The sequence below is a fragment of the Bradyrhizobium sp. LTSP857 genome, assembly GCF_000938285.1.
In the GTDB taxonomy this organism is placed as follows: Bacteria; Pseudomonadota; Alphaproteobacteria; order Rhizobiales; family Xanthobacteraceae; genus Bradyrhizobium.
Genome location: NZ_JYMS01000044.1, coordinates 231,418 through 249,422, shown reverse-complemented (window position 1 = coordinate 249,422; position 18,005 = coordinate 231,418). Strand labels below are relative to the sequence as shown.

Annotated in this window: 17 protein-coding genes; 15 read left to right on the top strand and 2 right to left on the bottom strand. The window is 60.4% G+C overall.

The window, feature by feature from the left end:
- Positions 1 to 234 precede the first annotated feature (234 nt).
- Positions 235 to 828: a helix-turn-helix domain-containing protein gene (locus UP06_RS27900; protein ID WP_050032126.1), complete on the top strand. Its 594-nt coding sequence runs from the start codon at positions 235 to 237 to the stop codon at positions 826 to 828.
- A 298-nt stretch (positions 829 to 1,126) separates the two neighbouring features.
- Positions 1,127 to 1,831 carry a Crp/Fnr family transcriptional regulator gene (locus UP06_RS27895; protein WP_045006864.1) on the top strand — a complete coding sequence of 235 codons (705 nt, stop codon included), beginning with the start codon at positions 1,127 to 1,129 and terminating at the stop codon, positions 1,829 to 1,831.
- Positions 1,832 to 2,052: 221 nt separating this feature from the next.
- On the opposite strand, the gene UP06_RS27890 is transcribed toward UP06_RS27895, so the two are convergent.
- Positions 2,053 to 2,946: a LysR family transcriptional regulator gene (locus tag UP06_RS27890; protein WP_045006863.1), complete on the bottom strand. Its 894-nt coding sequence runs from the start codon at positions 2,944 to 2,946 to the stop codon at positions 2,053 to 2,055.
- Positions 2,947 to 3,049: 103 nt separating this feature from the next.
- Here UP06_RS27890 and UP06_RS27885 point away from each other — a divergent pair, with 103 nt between their 5' ends.
- From UP06_RS27885 to UP06_RS27875, 3 genes are all read left to right on the top strand, one after another.
- Complete coding sequence (locus tag UP06_RS27885; protein WP_045006862.1) at positions 3,050 to 4,471, top strand: aldehyde dehydrogenase family protein; 1,422 nt, start codon at positions 3,050 to 3,052, stop codon at positions 4,469 to 4,471.
- Between the two features lie 358 nt (positions 4,472 to 4,829).
- Complete coding sequence (locus tag UP06_RS27880) at positions 4,830 to 5,735, top strand: helix-turn-helix domain-containing protein (RefSeq protein WP_045006861.1); 906 nt, start codon at positions 4,830 to 4,832, stop codon at positions 5,733 to 5,735.
- 15 nt (positions 5,736 to 5,750) lie between these two features.
- Entirely contained in the window at positions 5,751 to 6,914 is a 1,164-nt protein-coding gene (locus UP06_RS27875; RefSeq protein WP_156163266.1) for an alpha/beta hydrolase, read from the top strand.
- Between the two features lie 157 nt (positions 6,915 to 7,071).
- Here UP06_RS27875 and UP06_RS27870 read toward each other — a convergent pair whose 3' ends face one another.
- On the bottom strand, positions 7,072 to 7,860 hold the full coding sequence (locus UP06_RS27870) for a TetR/AcrR family transcriptional regulator (protein ID WP_156163265.1): 789 nt from the start codon (positions 7,858 to 7,860) through the stop codon (positions 7,072 to 7,074).
- On the opposite strand from UP06_RS27870, the gene UP06_RS27865 reads away from it, so the two are divergent.
- The 10 genes from UP06_RS27865 (at position 7,830) to UP06_RS27825 (ending at position 18,005) form a co-directional block, all read left to right on the top strand.
- Positions 7,830 to 8,399 carry a hydrolase gene (locus UP06_RS27865; RefSeq protein WP_045006860.1) on the top strand — a complete coding sequence of 190 codons (570 nt, stop codon included), beginning with the start codon at positions 7,830 to 7,832 and terminating at the stop codon, positions 8,397 to 8,399. The two genes, UP06_RS27870 and UP06_RS27865, sit on opposite strands and share 31 nt — an antisense overlap.
- On the top strand, positions 8,396 to 9,520 hold the full coding sequence (locus UP06_RS27860; protein ID WP_045006859.1) for an AbrB family transcriptional regulator: 1,125 nt from the start codon (positions 8,396 to 8,398) through the stop codon (positions 9,518 to 9,520). Before UP06_RS27865 ends, UP06_RS27860 begins: the two co-directional genes overlap by 4 nt.
- Before the next feature lie 268 nt (positions 9,521 to 9,788).
- Positions 9,789 to 10,769, top strand: a complete 981-nt coding sequence (locus tag UP06_RS27855) for a helix-turn-helix domain-containing protein (protein WP_045006858.1) — start codon at positions 9,789 to 9,791, stop codon at positions 10,767 to 10,769.
- 509 nt (positions 10,770 to 11,278) lie between these two features.
- Positions 11,279 to 12,109 carry an NHL repeat-containing protein gene (locus UP06_RS27850; RefSeq protein WP_245305559.1) on the top strand — a complete coding sequence of 277 codons (831 nt, stop codon included), beginning with the start codon at positions 11,279 to 11,281 and terminating at the stop codon, positions 12,107 to 12,109.
- 1 nt (position 12,110) lies between these two features.
- Positions 12,111 to 13,088 carry a 3-hydroxyacyl-CoA dehydrogenase NAD-binding domain-containing protein gene (locus UP06_RS27845; RefSeq protein WP_045006856.1) on the top strand — a complete coding sequence of 326 codons (978 nt, stop codon included), beginning with the start codon at positions 12,111 to 12,113 and terminating at the stop codon, positions 13,086 to 13,088.
- A gap of 77 nt (positions 13,089 to 13,165) precedes the next feature.
- Positions 13,166 to 14,386 (top strand): acyl-CoA dehydrogenase family protein, encoded by a 1,221-nt coding sequence (locus UP06_RS27840; protein WP_045006855.1) that lies wholly within the window; start codon positions 13,166 to 13,168, stop codon positions 14,384 to 14,386.
- 112 nt (positions 14,387 to 14,498) lie between these two features.
- Positions 14,499 to 15,281, top strand: a complete 783-nt coding sequence (locus tag UP06_RS27835; protein ID WP_245305558.1) for an enoyl-CoA hydratase-related protein — start codon at positions 14,499 to 14,501, stop codon at positions 15,279 to 15,281.
- A gap of 37 nt (positions 15,282 to 15,318) precedes the next feature.
- Positions 15,319 to 16,545, top strand: a complete 1,227-nt coding sequence (locus tag UP06_RS27830) for a CaiB/BaiF CoA transferase family protein (protein ID WP_045006853.1) — start codon at positions 15,319 to 15,321, stop codon at positions 16,543 to 16,545.
- Between the two features lie 76 nt (positions 16,546 to 16,621).
- Positions 16,622 to 16,999 carry a succinate dehydrogenase, hydrophobic membrane anchor protein gene (gene sdhD / locus UP06_RS40235; protein ID WP_082081634.1) on the top strand — a complete coding sequence of 126 codons (378 nt, stop codon included), beginning with the start codon at positions 16,622 to 16,624 and terminating at the stop codon, positions 16,997 to 16,999.
- 46 nt (positions 17,000 to 17,045) lie between these two features.
- On the top strand, positions 17,046 to 18,005 hold the full coding sequence (locus tag UP06_RS27825; RefSeq protein WP_245305557.1) for an alpha/beta fold hydrolase: 960 nt from the start codon (positions 17,046 to 17,048) through the stop codon (positions 18,003 to 18,005).

Below are 18,005 nucleotides of genomic sequence, written 5' to 3'. Positions count from 1 at the left end.
GTTGTCAACGAGCTCGCGGTGTCGATCACCGACAATCTCTCGGTCGCCTGGGCATAAATCGTGATGGGCTTACTCAACCTTCCGGAAGCGAAGGCGCGGATATTCAACACTCGATCCGCTTCGTTGTGCCGAGCAACTAACCTTCCATAACGTTGATTAACAAGCCAAAAAGGCGCCCCGCGCTGCACGCTCTCGCGCATCCGAAGCCTCGGATACCTTATCGAGGGAGTGACCATGGAAGGACTTCAAGCCACCGCACCAGAGCCTTTCGCTGCGGCCGATAAGCAGTTCCACCTGGTTGCGAGCAGCTTGGCCAAGCTGGTGGAAACTGCAAGACGAGAGTTGGGGCGCGACCAGGAGGCGGTCAAGGCGTCGCTGGCGACAGCATCGAACATCCTGCAGTCGGAGATCGAGCGCTGTTCGGGCGCTAGTGGCTCCAAAAGGGGTGGCCTAGCGGCTTGGCAGATCTCACGCGTGCGAGCTTACATTGACAGCAATTTGCACCACACCATTCACATCCGGGATCTCAGCACTATAGCGCGTCGAAGCCCAGCGCATTTCTCACGTAAGTTCAAACTGGCCGTTGGCGATTCGCCACATGCCTACGTAGTGAGAAGGCGTCTGGAGCGAGCCAGCCTCCTGATGATCACAGGAGCGGCGTCACTGAGTGAAATAGCCTTGAGCGCTGGCGTTTCGGATAAAGCACATCTGTGCAGGCTGTTCAGGCGGGCCTTTGGCCAAAGCCCGGCCAGTTGGCGACGCGAGCGCGGGACACCTGGGGAGGTTATCTTAAGAACCGGCAGGGACGAGAATATTCGTCAAGGATAAGCGCTTGGGCAGGAGCGGAAATTTCCTAACTGCACGCACCGCGACCCTCAACCGCCTTTATGTTGTTCTTATACCGATGAGTCGCCTTCCCAATCGAATTCGTACGTAGATTGAGCAACGATATGGTCGCCGCGTCATTCCGGGTGCGACCGCTAGACTATCGGATGGTTGATCCGCTGCATCTCGGGCCTTCGCCAGCCACACATTGCTGACATCGTCAAATCGCTGTCGCGACCTACTGCTCGAGCGGGCTCGTGCCTGGCGTTGGTCGCGAGTCTGAAGCATCGTGGGAGTCGTTATGTATGAGTTCGTAGTGGATCAGAGTCTTGGGATCAACGGTCTGATTAACTTGTCAAATATTGTGTTTCTCGTGGCGTTCTCGGTACGAGACGTGCTCAAGCTGCGCATATTGGCGATCGTCGGTGAGGGGCTGACCCTGCCGTATTACTATTTCCAGGGCGAAAAATTGTGGCCGCCGATTTTCTGGGGAGTTGCGTTCATGATCGTCAACGCGATCCGCATCGTGGCGATCGCCTTGGAGCGGCGGCCGGTGGTTCTCAGCAACAAGGAAGAGCAGCTCTACCGCGTCGCTTTCAGCTCGATCGACAAGCGAGAATTCTTAAGGCTGGTCAGCCTTGCTCGATGGGTCGACTGCTCGCCCGGGGAAATTATTCTCGAAAAGGGGCAGCACATATCTGAGGCCATCGTCGTCATGGCCGGGGATCTCGAAGCTATTCTTAGCGGCAACTCCAGAATGGCGCTTCGATCTGGTCAACTTATTGGGGATGTAAGCGCCTACAGCGGCTTGGCCAGTCCGGTGCAGGTAGTGGCTCGTGGTCCCGGCATTCTCGCAAAGTGGGACCTGCAGCACTTGCGCGAATTCGCAGCGAGCAGACCCGAACTCCGTGCCAACCTTCTGCGGATTGTGAGCATGGATATTGCCGTCAAATTGCGCGACATCGCCAGTCCCAGTTTAGCTGCTCAAGAACTTGTACCGAAGTGATCCAGTGGCGCGTAGGGAGCTACGGCGCGATGAGCCTGATGGGAGCGAATTCAGGACTACGGCCCGACGAACCGCAAAAGGCGGCGCTTGCGCTGCGTGACACTAGCAACGGTGGCGCACCATTCAGGATAAAATTGCGAACTCAAATACAACTGAAATTGCAATATAACCTCCAGTCGGATTCCGATTTGATCATGCGTCGCGCAGCGCCAACAAAACTATCAAATCACTGCTTTTTCCCGGATCAGATCGATCATGGCGCGCAGGGCGGCGGGCACATGCCGACGTCCGGGATAATAGAGCGACAGGCCTCGAAAGGGCGGTGTCCATTCATCCAGCACGCGAACCAGCGAGCCGGCCGCGAGGTCGGCCGCGACATTCCATTCGGTGAGATAGGCGATGCCGAACCCGGCCCGCGCCGCCGCCAGCATTAAATTGGGCTCGTCGAGGATCAGCGGCCCTTCACCGTCGATCGCCAGCGCTTCGCCGTGGCGCTCGAACTCCCAACGATAGATGCCACCGCTCGGCAGTCGGCTGCGGATGCAGCGATGCCGGGAGAGATCGGCAGGCGTGCGCGGCTTCGGATGCTGCTTGAAATAGGACGCCGATCCCACGACTGCGAAACATTGGGTGGGCCCCAGCGGCACGGAGATCATGTCCTGCGGCACCTGTTCAGCCAGCCGCACGCCGGCGTCGAACCCATCGACGACAATGTCGACCAGCCGTCCTTCCGTGACGATGTCGACCGTCATGTCGGGATAGCGGCGCAGATACTCGAACACGATCGGCTCCATCTGCCGTGCCGCACCCGCCGACGTGTTGATGCGCAGTGTGCCGGCCGGCGTCACGCGATGACTTCCCGCCAGCTCCATCGCTTCTCTAATCTGGCCAAGCGCCGGAGCAATGCCGGAAACGAACTGCTCACCGGCCTCGGTCAGCGACACGCTTCGCGTCGTTCGGTGGAATAGGCGCACGCCGAGTTTCGCCTCCAGCGCGGCGACGGCATGGCTCAACGCCGAGCGTGACATGCCGAGTTCGGTAGCGGCCGCTCGGAAGCCGCGGTGGCGCGCCACCGCCAGCACCGCGTCCAGTTCGATCAGTCCCGATGACCTCATTGTCCGGATTCCTGCACCAGATCATGCAGAATTATACACCTTATCGGGCCAACGAAAGTGCCCTATTTCCCGGTTCATCCAAGTTTCTCCGGGAGAGAGTGCCATGCGCTTCATCGACAAGATCTATATCGACGGCAGCTTCGTCACACCACACGGGACGGAGCTGTTCGACCTGTACAATCCTGCGACGGCGCAGGTCATCGGCCGGGTGCGCCTCGCTGACGAGGAGGACGCGCGCACCGCTATTGCAGCCGCCAAGCGCGCTTTCCCGGCCTTCGCGCGCACGAGCAAGGCCGAACGCATCGCCCTGCTGAGGCGGATGCACGCCGCCATCAAGGCGCGCCGCGAAAAACTGTTGGAAGCCATCCTCGAAGAGTATGGCGCTCCCGTCTCGCGTGCCGGCTTCATGGCCGACCATCCGGCAGGCGTCCTGCTCGATATGGCCCGGGTGCTGGAGGACTATCGCTTTACGCGTCGGGTTGGCACGGCAGAGGTGATGATGGAGCCCTTGGGTGTCGCCGGCCTCATCACGCCGTGGAACAGCGATGCCGGCTTCATTTGCGGCAAGCTCGCTGCCGCAATCGCTGCTGGTTGCACGGCGGTCGTCAAGCCGAGCGAGATGAGCGCGATCCAGACGCAGGTGGTAAGCGAAGCCCTACACGAGGCCGGATTGCCGGCCGGCGTGTTCAACATCGTCACCGGCCGGGGCGACGTCGTCGGCACCGAGATTACGAGCCACCCCGATGTCGCGAAGATCTCCTTCACCGGTTCGACCGCAGTCGGCAAGGCAATCCTGCGCGCCGGCGCGGAGACGATGAAAAGGATCACGCTCGAACTTGGCGGCAAGTCTCCCACCGTGATCCTGGACGATGCCAATCTGGCCCAGGCGATTCCGTTGGCCATCGGTGCGGGCTTCATGAACAGCGGACAGGCTTGTATCGCCGGCACGCGCATCCTCGTGCCACGGAGCAGACTCGGTGAGGTGGAAGAGCTCGCGAAGGCGACGGTCGGACAGGTCAAGACCGGCGATCCGCGCGATCCCTCAACGACCGTCGGCCCGATGGTCAGCCAGAAGCAATGGGATCGTGTTCAACGTTATATCCGTATCGGGATCGACGAGGGCACGCTGCTTGCCGGCGGCGAGGGCAGGCCGGACGGGCTCGACGGCTGGTTCGTGCGGCCGACGCTGTTCACCAACGTCCGCAACGACATGACCATTGCGCGCGAGGAGATCTTCGGGCCGGTGCTGTCGATCATTCCCTACGCGGACGACGAAGAGGCGATCGCCATCGCCAACGACACGGTCTATGGCCTGCAAGCGTATGTTCTGTCCGGCGACATGGCTCGTGCGCGACGAGTGGCCGACCGGATCGTTGCCGGTCGCGTGCTGATCAACACGCTGGCCCACGAGCCGATGGCACCGTTCGGCGGGTTCAAGCAATCCGGCATCGGCCGCGAATACGGCGACTTCGGGCTCGAGGCGTTTCTCGAGCCGAAATCCCTGCTCGGGCTACATGCCGCCTGACACGCCAAATCGTCAACAACGCCGGCGGTACGGCCAGCCCGGCTGATATCGAGAATTCGGTGACAGCAACGACTTGCGAAACCGACCTCAACAAAACTTGATCTCCAGCCTTCGTCTGGCTCGCATCCATGTGAACCCGGCCACGCCCCAAAAGAGCATAGGCAGACAGCTGGGATCACGTCCGTTCAAGAATTACTTGAGCAACTCCGGGATCGTCGCGGCTGGACTGACAGTTGACGCTCATGCGATGGGGCAGCCTCATCGACGATGATCGTTTCCGGTGCCAGTCGCGACGTCAGATCCAAGGAGCTGCAAATTGCGGATCTATAGTTCGGCGCTTTGAGCTATTGAGCGAGTGATGACCGAGGCTTATGGACAGCGACTTGCGGAGCGATTTCGAGTCGAGAACGCACCGGTGATCGTTACTCACGCATTACGCACAGCGGACATAGCAGTCACGGAGATTCGATGTGACAGTCCGTTGCTCGAAATGTGCAATCCGATTCAGTACGAAGACGCCTTTCTCGTCGGTTTATACCTTCGCGATTTTCCCAATCGCGAATATTGGGAGCGTGGCCGACGAGCGTCGGTGTGCGACATACGGGCCGGCGAGAGTTGTCTCCATGACCTGAAGCGAGTTCCCACCGTTTTATTCGACAAGCCCTATCACTCTCTGGCTTTCTATCTGCCGCGTGCGGCGCTGGACGCGATTGCAGACGAGGCCAACGCGCCGCGCATTTGCGATTTGAGCTATGAGCCCGGCGCGGGCGTCAACGACGTCACGATATCCGGCCTGGGGAGTTTGCTGCTTCCCGCCCTCAACCATCCCGACCAAGCTAACCAGTTATTTGTCGATCACGTCCTGCTCGCGGTCGGGGCGCATGTCGCGCATACCTATGGGGGCATGCGGCCGATGTCGCGGCCGGCCCGGGGTGGGCTGACGCCATGGCAGGAGCGACGCGCGAGAGAAATTCTTCAAGCCAACATCAAGCACGGTGTGGCGCTCAAGGAGGTGGCGCGAGAGTGCGGCCTCTCTGTGGGCTATTTCTCACACGCCTTTCGTCGCACGCTGGGAGTGGCGCCGCACAAGTGGCTCACTGAGCAGCGCGTCGAGCTATCCAAGGAAAAGCTGCGCGATGATGGGCTGTCGCTATCGGATGTGGCCGCTGAGTGCGGCTTCAGCGACCAAAGTCACCTCACGCGAATTTTCAGACAGGCGGTCGGCGTAAGTCCGGGCGCGTGGCGTCGGGCTCTCCAGCGATAGCAAACGAGTAGATCAGTGCGTGTTGCCTTGATGGGGAAGTCAGTTGCCATGTGGAGTAGCTTTCGTTATCGCAGGCTGGATTGGGCAATCGCTGTTCTAATTTCCTTCATTTTGGTCGGTTGCGCTGCCAGACCTGGCCCAGAGGTGCTGACGCCCGTGGCTGCCTCGTCTGGCGAAAAGGCGCTGCAGATCTATGTGGCGACCACGCGTGCGCGCGAGAGTTCGTCGGGGAACGTGTTCACCGCGAACCAGGCCAATGCGCTCAACTTTGCAAAGTTTGTCGTCTCGGTGCCGCCCAATCACAGGTCAGGCAATGTTGAAATGCCGACCGCAACCCCCGATCCACGGAGCAGCTTTGCTGTGGTGGATCAGGCCGTGATGAGCGAAGCCGATTTTCGCAAAGCCGTCGCTCCGCAAGGCGATACTCGGAGAAAAAAGCACAAAGCCTTCGTTTTCGTGCACGGGTTCAATAGCAACTTCCAGGAGTCGCTGTTCCGACTCGCCCAATTGCAGGCGGACATCAAAATCGACGGGATTCCGATCCTGTTCTCCTGGCCATCGCAAGGTCAGGTAGCTGCCTATGAAACAGACAAACAATCGGCAAGCTATTCTCGCGACTATCTGATGGCTTTACTAGAAATGTTAAGCAGCAGCTCCGAGGTCGGAGACATTGTAGTGGTTGCCCACAGCATGGGTGCTATGTTGACAGTTGACGCTCTGCGCCAGCTTCGTATCGAAGGCAAAGACCGAGTGATCGCCAGGCTAGGCCGTGTTGTGCTGGCGGCGCCCGACATCAACGCGGAAACGTTCCGTGCTCAGGTACAAGCCATCGGTCCGCTCAAGCCACCTTTGTTGGTTCTAGTTTCCAAGGATGATGGTGCGCTTCGACTGTCCAGTTTTCTTGACGGTGGCATTGCGCGTGCTGGTGATATCAACGTAGACGATCCCGTTGTGCGGGCGGCCGCCCTGACGGAAAGAGTTCAAATCGTCGACATTTCGAGGCTCGCAAAGCACGACGATCTGGGGCACGACCAGTTCGTCAGTGTTGCTGTACTTTATTCACGATTGCACGACCAAGCCACGCGTTACCGCTACACGGCTGGCACATTCACCTTTGCGGATGATCATGAGACGTTCTTGCGGCCGATTGACATCGGAAATCAGGTGGCTGCGCAATGACGGCTTGCAAGCCCACAGACGGGGCCCGTTGATTTCGTCGATGCGGGCAACAACCGGAGCAACCAGTCATTTCTTCCAGATCACTAATCGCTTCGATTGCACTCGCTCGTCTCGAGCATAACTCTCGCGCTACCGTAAGGATAAAGACCAGATTAATTCAGTTGCCGCTCTTTTTCCTTTTACGCGGCGCTCCAGTTTTGAGCTTCGCTGCCAGATAGAGGCGGTTCATCAATCTGAGTTCGTCCGGTGCGCCAAGGCTGGTAGGTGCTTCCTTGTTGGCCATGCCTACCATCGTCTTCATGTTGTTCAGAACGACGGCGGCGACGTCGTCGGCCAGATTGTCATCGAGATCGGGCGCACAGACAGTTAGCGCCGTTCTAACGCCAGTGAGCGCCTGGGCTCGGAAACGTTGACGGACGACCGTCCAGTCGGCTCGGAACTCAAGGAATGCCGTCACGGCTTGCGCTTGCGGATGGAGTTTCACAAAGAGATCGATGAGGGCGTCGGCGAGCTCCTCGGGCGTGATCACCGCAGCCCGCGCGTGGATCGCGTCATATTCTGCCTGCAGGATTTCAGCGTATCGCTGCATGAGAGCATCGCCCACTGCCTCTTTGCTCGGGAAGAAGCGGTAGAGCGAACCTATCCTTGCATCGGCCCGCGCCGCGATCTCCGCCATGGTGGCGGCCTCGTATCCCCGTTCCTGAATCACGGCCGCCGCCGCTTGCATCAAGTCCGCGACGCGTTGGCGGCCGACATCCCGCTGAGGTTCCAGCGACCGTCGATTGGGGCTTGACGAATTTGAGGATTTGCTCAAATAGTAATCCTGCTTGAGTATGTCCTCAAATATATAGCGGAACCGCTCCGCGTTGGGCAACAGGCGAAGACAAGAAATCTCGAACTCGAAAGGACACTCCGATGATAATTCTTCCCGCCGCTTCGACTGCATTGATCTTGATCGATTTGCAGAAGGGCATCGTCGGAATGCCAACGGCTCCTTATTCTGGCGAAGCGGTGCTCGCCAAAGGAAAAGAGTTGGCTCGGCGCTTCCGGGCCGCTCGGGCACCGGTCATGCTCGTCAATGTCGCCTTCGCTCTCGATTTCAGCGACGCCCTGAAGATGCCGGTCGATCGCCCACCGGCGTTGCCACCCGGCGGCTTGCCGGAAGGTTGGACCGAGCTGGCCGACGGCCTGGCCGAACCGTCCGATCTGACAATCACAAAGCGCCAATGGGGTGCATTCCATGGCACCGAATTGGATCTGCAACTCCGCCGCCGCGGAGTGACCTCGGTGGTGATCGGCGGGATAGCAACCAATATGGGCGTGGAGTCGACCGCCCGGGCGGCGCATGAACACGGCTATGCCGTTGTATTGCCCGAGGACGCCGCCGCAGGCCGGTCGGCCGAGATGCATAGTTTTGCGTTCGAGCAGATTTTCCCGATGCTGGGTCGTGTGGCGAAGGCCGACGATATCGAGTTGCAGAGGTGAGCGAGCCGTCGGCGAAACGGGCTCTCCCGCTGCAACGCTTATCCACGGCGGAACGTTGGGTTGTGCTCATCGCACTATCCGCCGTGGCGGCGGCAGTCCTCCAGTGCGCCCGGCTCCCGGCCGCTGCGATGCTCGGGCCGCTCGCGGCTGCCGCGCTGGTGCAGGCCTCGGGTGGCGCAGTAAGAGTTCCGCGCGTCCTGCTCATAGCAGCGCAGGCGATCATGGGTTGTCTCGTCGCCCGCTCGATCACCTCTTCGATCGTCGGAGGCTTCATCATTCATTGGCCTCTGTTCCTCGGCGTTGTGGCGCTGTCGATCATCGCGAGCGCGGGAGTTGGCTGGGTCATGAGTCGCTTTCGCGTCATTCCTGGCACGACCGCGGTATGGGGCATGCTTCCAGGAGGCGCTCCGGTGATGATGTTGATGGCTGAGGCTTATGGCGCCGATTTTCGGCTCGTCGCCTTCATGCAGTATCTGCGCGTCGTAATGGTGGCGGCCGTAGCCTCCCTGGTTTCGCTGATATTCGTCCCCAGTGGCGGTGGCCGCTTCTCCAGCGGCTATTTCCCGCCGATCAGCCTGCTGGACCTTACGGCGACGGCAATTCTTGCTGTGATCGGCGGTAGCATCGGTCTCGGCCTGCGGATACCGGCCGGCGCGCTTCTTGGTCCGCTGGTGCTCGGAGCGGTGCTCAACGTGTTCGGCTGGGTGAACATCGAGCTGCCCCCTGTCGTCCTTGTCGCCAGCTTCGCGCTCATTGGCTGGAATATTGGATTGCGATTCACCCAAGACGTTCTGGCCGCTGCGGCCCGGGCTCTTCCTCAGTGTCTGGTGGCCATCGTACTGCTGATGGCGTTTTGCGGCATACTCGCTGGGACGCTGACAGCTTTCTTCCACATTGACCCACTTACCGCCTACCTCGCCACCAGCCCCGGTGGCGTCGACGCTGCCGCGATCATCGCTGCCTCTACCAAAGTAGACACACCCTTCGTCATGGCCATGCAAACTGTCAGGATGATCGTGCTGTTGCTCGTTGGTCCTCATATAGCGCGATGGATGGCGAGCACGCTTGAGCCGCGAGCCCCGAACTCCGAGCCAGCCGCGCCACTGGACCAAGGTGACTGAATCAGCAGGAGGATAGCCATGGCGGACGGTCTCCATAGAAATCTGCGTTTGGGTTCTTTTGAGCTTTCAGGCGAAGAGAGAGCGCTTCGGCGCGAAGGTGTGATGCTGCCCCTTGGTAGCGGGGCGCTCGACATCCCAATCTATCTTGCCGAGCCTCCGGGCGAGTCAATGGCAAAGCAGGAACTGCTTGATCGCGTCTGGTCAGTCAGATCAGGGAGCTACAAAATGCGGACCAGCTGTTTGGCCCCCTCGAGCGATTGATTGGGTCATGACCGAGGCTTTTGGACAACGGCTTGGTGAGAGATTTCGAGTCGGGAACGCACCAGCGATCGTCAGCGGAGCATTGCGTACAGGTGATATCGCGGTCACGGAAATTCGATGCGATAATCCGCTGCCGGAGATGACCGGTCCGATTCAGCGTGAAGATGCGTTTGTCGTCGGTTTGAAACTCCGTGATTTTCCCGCTCACAAATATTGGGAGGATGGCCGACTGACGCCAGTGTGCGACTTGCGGGCTGGCGAGAGTTGTCTCCATGACCTGAAACGGGCTCCCACCGTTCTCCTCGATCAGCCCTATCACACTTTGGTATTCTATCTGCCGCGCGCGGCGCTTGACGCGATCGCTGACGAGGCCAACGCGCCGCGAATTCGCGATCTGAGCTATCAGCCCGGTGCGGGCGTCAACGACGTCACGATTTCCGGCCTGGGACGCTTGCTGCTGCCCGCCCTCAGCCATCCGGACCAAGCTAACCCTTTGTTTATCGACCACGTCTTGCTGGCGGTCGGGGTGCATGTCGCTCAGACCTATGGAGGCATGCGGCCAATGTCGCGGCTGACCCGGGGTGGGCTCGCGCCATGGCAGGAGCGACGCGCGAAGGATATTCTGCGCGCCAACATCAAGCGCCGTGTGACGCTCAAGGAGGTGGCGCGAGAGTGCGGCATGTCAGTGGGCTATTTTTCGCACGCCTTTCGTCGCACGCTGGGAGTGGCGCCGCACAAATGGCTCACTGAGCAGCGCATCGAGCTATCCAAGGAAAAGCTGCGCGATAACGGGATGTCGCTATCGGATGTGGCCGCGGAGTGCGGCTTCAGCGACCAAAGCCACCTCACGCGAATTTTCAGACAGGCGGTTGGCGTAAGTCCGGGCGCGTGGCGTCGGGTTCTCAGGACCGTTCAAGAAAGCGGATCGGGCAATATCGAGCGCGATCCCAGTGATCCGAATGATCCAACGGCAGGCCCGCGCGCATAGGCCGGGCGCCTCATCGACCTGGATGCGACCCTGCTGGTGGGCTCGCAACAGTTCGAACCAGCCCATGATATAGACAAGTAAGCCCTCGAAAAAGATCTCCAGAGCCGCGAGAGGACGTTACTCGCGACCGGCAAAGAGGCCGATTGGTGCGCCCCCAATCAACGCTGAGCGGGAGTTCGCGGTTGTTGGACCGTGGCGCTAGAATTCCGCCAACGGTCGCGCGAACCGTTTCAACTGCTGCACTCGACCCGGTTCGCGATTGCTCTTAGAGCGTCGTGTTCTTCAGAAGTGAAGTTGGAAGCAGAACCGTTCCAGAGACGACAGTCTGATCAAAGATAATCATCGGCCTGCGCGGCATGATCACGATCGAGCTTTGAGTTAGCACGATCCCGATCGCAAAGAGGTACGACATGTCGAGGCCGCTACTGAAATCGTCTCAAGACGCTGTTGCGAGGGCGGCTATCCAACGCCTTTTTGTTCTTGAGCTGAATGCCGGCCGCATTCACTCGATGAATACCGATGGCTCCGACCGTCAGACCATCGTGTCGGGTTGCCATTTACCCGACGGCATCGTCGTCGACGTTGACGCTGGCCATATCTACTGGACCAACATGGGCATCCCGAGCCTGAACGACGGCTCGGTCGAGCGGGCCGACATCGACGGCAAGAACCGCAAGACAATCGTCGCGCAAGGAGATACCCACAGCCCGAAGCAGATCATCCTCGATAAGAAGGCTGGCAAGCTCTATTGGTGCGACCGCGAGGGCATGCGCGTCATGCGCTGCAATCTCGACGGCACCAAGCTGGAGACGCTCATCGAAGCAGGCCGTGGCGAGGCTGACAGCCGTGATGCGACACGCTGGTGCGTTGGGCTGACGATCGACCCGAAGTTTGGACATCTCTACTGGAGCCAGAAAGGCCCAGACAATGCCGGGCTCGGCCGTATCTTCCGCGCCAATGTCGAAATCCCCGCCGGCCATACCGTAGCCACCCGGTCCGACATCGAGATCTTCTACGACGGCCTGCCGGAGCCGATCGATCTCGAGCTCGACCACAAGAATCGGATCCTCTACTGGACCGACCGCGGTGACCCTCCGCGCGGCAACACGGTGAACCGGGCCTCGATCGACGACAAGCCTGTCGAGCCGGAGATCGTGATGACCCACCTCATGGAGGGGATCGGTATCGCGCTCGACGTTCCAAACGACCGCATGTTCGTTACCGATTTCGCCGGCTCAGTTTTCTCCGCACGGCTCGATGGATCCAGTGAAAAAAATGTCCTCGAAGCCCAGGGCAACCTCACCGGCATCGCATATGCCGAAATACCGAAGGTGAAGTGACATGTCGCAAAACAAGCCTATTCGTCGAGTTGCCATCATCGGCACGGGTGTCATCGGCGCAAGCTGGGCCTCACTCTTCCTTGCCAAAGGCCTTGACGTAGTGGCGACAGACGTTGCGCCGGGCGCGGAAGCGGCATTGAAGCGCTTTGTCGCCGCGGCCTGGCCGGCACTGCGGCGGCTTGGCCTCGCACCCGGCGCTTCCCAGAACAGGCTGGGATTCACCGCGGCCCTGCCGGATGCTGTCAAGGACGCCGATCTGGTCCAGGAAAACGGACCTGAGAAGATCGAGTTCAAGAAAACGCTCTATCGTCAGCTGGATGAATTACTGCATCCCAGCGTCATCATCGCCTCAAGTTCGTCGGGCTTGACGATGAGCGAGATCCAGTCGGCGTGCGAGATGCATCCTGAACGCTGCGTGATCGGCCATCCGTTCAATCCTCCCCACTTGATCCCGCTGGTTGAGATAGTCGGCGGGGCAAAGACCTCGGAAGCCACGATCCGGCGCGCAGCAGAATTCTACACCTCGATCGGGCAACGGACGGTGCGCGTCAACAAGGAGATGCCTGGCCACGTCGCCAACCGCCTGCAGGCCGCACTGGCACGCGAGGTCTACTACCTTGTCGCCGAGGGTGTCGTGAGCGCCGCCGACGTCGACACCGCCCTGTCTTGGGGCCCGGGCCTGCGCTGGGGCATCATGGGCAACATGATGCTCAACCACCTCGGCGGCGGTCCGGGCGGCATCGAGCACTTCTTCCAGCAGTTCGCCGGCCCGATGACAGCTTGGTGGAAGACCCTCGGCTCGCCGGCGCTAACGCCGGACGTGCAAAAGACGCTCATCGACAGCGTCCATGCCGAGGTCGGATCGCGTTCGATCGACGAACTCGCAGCGGAACGCGATGAAGTCTTGCTCGGGTTGCTTGAGTTACGCAACAGGGTTGCCGAGTCGAGCCAAGCGAAAGTGACGGCGACAGTCGCCTGAGACCAGGCGCCGCGGCGAGATCAATCATAAATCCTTCGACTATTCCGATTTTCAACCCACAGCATCAGGAGTACCAAATGTCCACCACAACCGCAGCAAGCAAGACCTTCGCGTCGAAGCCGGTCCCCCTACCGAACGCCGACTTCTATCAGCTGATCGAGATGCTCACGCCCGAGGAGAAAGCGGTCGTCACAAGAGTGCGGACCTATATGCAGACCAAGGTCCAGCCGATCATCAACAAGTACTGGTCCGATGACGCGTTTCCGTTCGAACTGCTGCCTTCGTTCAAGGAAATCGGCATCGGCGGGCTCGGCTACGAGGGTTACGGCTGCGCCGGCGGCAGCCAGAAACTGTACGGCTTCGTCACGATGGAGATCGCGCGCGTCGACGCGTCGATCTGCACGTTCTGGGGCGTCCACAGCGGCTTGGCGATGGGCTCGATCTATCTCGATGGCTCCGAGGAGCAGAAGCAGAAATGGCTGCCGCAAATGGCCCGTTACGAAAAGATCGGGTGTTTCGGGTTGACCGAGCCGCTGGTTGGTTCGGGAGCGAGCGGCGGGCTGACCACGACCGCCAAGCGCGAGGGCGACGCCTGGATTCTCAATGGCCAGAAGCGGTGGATCGGGAATTCGACTTGGTGCGACGTTTCGATCATCTGGGCGCGGGATCTGGCGGACAATCAGGTCAAGGGCTTTATCGTCGAGAACAAGTCGACGCCAGGCTTCAGCGTCGAGAAGATCGAGCACAAGATTGCGCTCAAGGTGGTCCAGAACGGACAGATCACCCTCAAGGACGTACGTGTGCCCGAAGCGAACCGCCTGCAGGGTGGCAATTCATTCCGCGATACCGCACGCGTGCTCCGGATGACGCGGTACATGGTCGGTTGGGCGTCGACCGGAATCCAGATGGGCGCATTCGAAGCAACCCTCAAATACGCCCAGGAACGACTGCAATTCGGCAAGCCGATCGCGTCGTTCCAGATGATTCAGGATCTGCTCGCAAAGATGCTCGCCAATCTGACCGCGTGCCAGTGCTTGATGCTCCGGCTGGCGCAGCTCGATGACGAAGGCAAGCTCGACGATCATCATGCGGCGCTGGCGAAGGCGTTCTGTACGGCGAAATCGCGCGAGACGGTCGCATGGGGCCGCGAGATCCTGGGCGGCAACGGCATCGTTGCCGACTACAACCTCGCGCGCTTTTTCGCCGATGCCGAGGCGCTGTACTCCTACGAGGGCACCTATCAGATGCAAAATCTGATCGTCGGCAAAGCGATCACCGGCCACGGCGCCTTCGTGTGACATTCCAGCGGCCGGCGCTCGGAGGCCGGCCGTCCCCGGTCAAGGAGACATGATTATGATTTCGCAAGCTGCATCGTCTGTAACCGTATCCAACCCATTGCCCAGGGCGGCCTTGGCCCTTGCGAACGTTCAGTACGAGAAAAAGGGGGCGATCGCCTACGTCACGGTCAATCGGCCCAAGGTGCTCAACGCGCTCAACACCCCGACTTGGACCGATTTGCGGGCCGCTTTCGAGGATGCGAAGGCCGACGCTTCCGTGCACGGTGTGATCCTCACCGGCGCTGGTGACAAGGCTTTCATCGCCGGTGCCGACATCAGTGAACTCGCGCATGTCGATGCCTATGAAGCGGAAAAGTCCAGCCGCTTTGGGCAAGACGTCCTCGATCTGATCGAAAATCTCGGCAAACCCGTGATCGCGGCGGTCAATGGTTTTGTGCTTGGCGGCGGCTGCGAGACCGCGATGGCCTGCACCATCAGGATCGCAGCGGAGCACGCCAAATTCGGGCAACCCGAGGTCAAGCTGGGCCTGTTGCCCGGCGGCGGCGGAACGCAGCGTTTGCCGCGCCTAGTGGGAAAAGGTCGTGCGTTACAGCTAATCCTCACGGGCGAAACGATTTCTGCGCAGGAGGCCTATCGCATCGGCCTCGTTAACGAAGTCGTTCCGGCCGCCAGCCTGATTGAGCGTGCCGAGACGATCCTGAAGCAGATCGCCGCCAATGCTCCGATCGCCGTGAAGTTCTCGCTGGAAGCCGCCAACAAGGGGCTGGAGACGAGCCAAGGCGAAGGCCTCGCGCTGGAAGCCTCCTTCTTCGGCATCTGCGCCGCCACCGAAGACAAGAAGGAAGGCACTGCTGCCTTCCTCGAGAAACGTGCACCGCAGTTCCACGGTCGCTGAAGCGACCGCCGCACACGGCGATCTAGAAAGGACGACTATGACAAGCGACAATATTTTCTCTGGACTGAAAGTGGTGGATCTGGCGAGCTTTATCGCAGGCCCGAGCGCCGCGGTTATCCTGTCGGATTTCGGCGCTGACGTCATCAAGGTGGAGCCACCGCACGGCGACCTGTGGCGAATCGCGAACCACCTGCCACCGCAGCCAGTCGCCGAGGATGCCTACCCCTGGCACCTCGCCAATCGCAACAAGCGGGGTATGGCGCTTGATCTAAAGTCGCCGAGCGCCCATCAGGTTCTCGAAAAGCTCGTCAAATGGGCCGACGTTCTCATCGTCAATACACCGCACCCGGCGCGCAAGAAATTGAAACTCGAATATGAAGATGTGGTGGGGTGGAACCCGCGCCTGATCTACGCCGACGTCACGGGCTTCGGCGACAAGGGACCGGATGCGGATCTCCCCGGCTTCGACATCACGTCGTACTGGGCCCGCAGTGGGTTGCTGTCGATGACGCGCGATGCCGGAGCGCCGCCGACCTGGCCGGTGGCCGGCAGTGGTGACAATGCCACCGCCGTAGGGCTCTATTCGGCAATCGTCACGGCCTTGTATCGTCGCGAGCGCACGGGGGAAGGTGCGCGCGTCACGACCTCGCTGCTTGCCGAAGGCGTGTGGTCCGCCAGTGTCTCGATCCAGGCAGCGCTGTGCGGTGCGAAATTCTTCGGGCTTCACGATCGCAAGAACCCTGCGAATGCGGCGATGAACGTCTGGCGCGCCAAGGATGACACCTGGTTCGTTCTCCTCATCACGCCCGACAAGCTGGCAGCCGTCGCCAAGGCCATCGGCCGTCCGGACCTTTTGACTGATCCCCGTTTCTCCGATCCGGCGAAGCTGATGGCGAATATGCCGCAGCTCACCGCGATCCTCGACGAGATCTTCAGGGCCGAGCCGATGGCCCATTGGTACGAGGTGTTCAATGGTGCCCATGTGACGTTCGGAGCCGTGCGAGGACCGCAAGAGGTGATCAATGATCCCCAGCTCCAGGCGAACGACATCATCGTTCCGCTCAATGGCGCCGGCGGCAAGCTGACCTCCACTATCAGCAGCCCGCTTCAGGTGCATGGCGTCGCCAAGGTGCCCGCGAAGCGCGCCCCAAAGATTGGAGAACACAACGAGGAAGTTCTCCGGCAGCTCGGATTCAGCGTGGCCGAAATCGACGGTTTCCATGCGAGCGGTGCCATTCCGAAAGCAAAGGGACACGCGGCCTAGCGTGACGACACTGTCGGGGGCGGCGAGGGAGCCGCCCCGGCAGCCATTACCTGGTTCTTTGGTCTAGGAGACCTCGATGACAAAGGCCACCTCTCGATCGGATAAGACGGAATTGCGCGACGAGGTGGTGTCCCGCCGTGTCCGCCAGTTCGGCAGTGCGCGCGATGGGTTGCGCGAATGGGGATTGCAGCGCTTGACGGCGATCGCGGTCATCCCGCTGAGCCTGTATTTCGCCGCATCGGTCCTGTCGCTCGCGACGTCAGACCGAAAAGCTGCATCCGACTGGCTTTCGTTGCCTGTACTAGCCTTGGTCGTAATCCTCGTCGTTCTTGCGTTGATCACACACGCACTGATCGGCGTTCGCGCGGTTGTTCTCAATTATGTGCACGCGCGCACCCGCCCTGGTAGCCGAGCCCGTCTGATCGATCATCCAACCCCCGCAAATCAAGCGTAGTACGATGGCAATCCGAAAACCTAGCGCCCCCGGAGGAACGAGATCGATGATCGCCATCCGTCGAGCCACGTGCCATGCAAACGGCATCCGCCAATTCTACCTGGAGGCGGGGTCCGGCCCGCCTGTGGTCCTCTTACATGGCTTTCCGGAGACCAGCTTCGGCTGGCGTTTCCAGATTCCGGCGCTTGCCACACGCTATCGCGTGATCGTTCCGGACCTGCGTGGATACGGCGAGACCGACAAGCCGTCGAGAGGCTACGACCAGAGGACAATGGCCAACGACATCGTCGAGCTCTTGAAGACGCTCGGCGTTGGGCGTGTCGCACTGGTTGGGCACGATCGCGGCGCGCGGGTCGCGACTCGCCTTGCCAAGGACCACCCGGATGTTGTCGATCGCCTGGTCGTCATGGACAATGTTCCGACCCGCATCGTCGCGCGCGAAATGAACGCGAAGGTCGCCCGCGAATACTGGTTCTTCACGTTCCACCAGATTCTTGATCTGCCGGAGGCGTTGATCGCTGGACGCGAGGACATCTGGCTTCGTCACTTCTTTTCCGACTGGTGCCACGATCCGATGACGATCTCCGGCGAAGCGTTCGAGACCTATGTGAAAGCCTACAGCGCCCCCGGCGCCGTACGGGGCGCGATGTCCGACTATCGTGCCAGTGCAGAAGACGTCGCGCAGGACCTCGAGGATGCCGAGCGGAAGATCGGGTGCCCCGTGCTTTCGCTTTGGGGCGCGGATTTCGGTGCCGTCGGCCGCCTATTCGACATGAAGGCGGTCTGGAGCGAGATGGCAGAAAACCTCTCGGTAGCTCCGATCGAACGCTGCGGCCATCTTCCGCAGGAGGAGCAACCGGAAGCCGTCAACAGGCTGCTTCTCGACTTTCTCGACGGATGGGCCGGTCGAACCGCAGCGCGGATACAGCAAGAACATCCAATGCGTGTTGAACTCAGACAAGAAAAGGTCTTCCCCACTGGACAATGCTCCGTCCGCATCGACTGA

Bases quoted from the DNA above. Each gene is read 5' to 3' on its own strand.
- UP06_RS27855 (WP_045006858.1), top strand. From the start codon at position 9,789: ATGACCGAGGCTTTTGGACAACGGCTTGGTGAGAGATTTCGAGTCGGG.
- sdhD (WP_082081634.1), top strand. From the start codon at position 16,622: ATGACAAAGGCCACCTCTCGATCGGATAAGACGGAATTGCGCGACGAG.
- UP06_RS27830 (WP_045006853.1), top strand. From the start codon at position 15,319: ATGACAAGCGACAATATTTTCTCTGGACTGAAAGTGGTGGATCTGGCG.
- UP06_RS27895 (WP_045006864.1), top strand. From the start codon at position 1,127: ATGTATGAGTTCGTAGTGGATCAGAGTCTTGGGATCAACGGTCTGATT.
- UP06_RS27900 (WP_050032126.1), top strand. From the start codon at position 235: ATGGAAGGACTTCAAGCCACCGCACCAGAGCCTTTCGCTGCGGCCGAT.
- UP06_RS27880 (WP_045006861.1), top strand. From the start codon at position 4,830: ATGACCGAGGCTTATGGACAGCGACTTGCGGAGCGATTTCGAGTCGAG.
- UP06_RS27840 (WP_045006855.1), top strand. From the start codon at position 13,166: ATGTCCACCACAACCGCAGCAAGCAAGACCTTCGCGTCGAAGCCGGTC.
- UP06_RS27890 (WP_045006863.1), bottom strand. From the start codon at position 2,946: ATGAGGTCATCGGGACTGATCGAACTGGACGCGGTGCTGGCGGTGGCG.
- UP06_RS27845 (WP_045006856.1), top strand. From the start codon at position 12,111: ATGTCGCAAAACAAGCCTATTCGTCGAGTTGCCATCATCGGCACGGGT.
- UP06_RS27825 (WP_245305557.1), top strand. From the start codon at position 17,046: ATGATCGCCATCCGTCGAGCCACGTGCCATGCAAACGGCATCCGCCAA.
- UP06_RS27850 (WP_245305559.1), top strand. From the start codon at position 11,279: ATGAATACCGATGGCTCCGACCGTCAGACCATCGTGTCGGGTTGCCAT.
- UP06_RS27865 (WP_045006860.1), top strand. From the start codon at position 7,830: ATGATAATTCTTCCCGCCGCTTCGACTGCATTGATCTTGATCGATTTG.
- UP06_RS27885 (WP_045006862.1), top strand. From the start codon at position 3,050: ATGCGCTTCATCGACAAGATCTATATCGACGGCAGCTTCGTCACACCA.
- UP06_RS27870 (WP_156163265.1), bottom strand. From the start codon at position 7,860: ATGCAGTCGAAGCGGCGGGAAGAATTATCATCGGAGTGTCCTTTCGAG.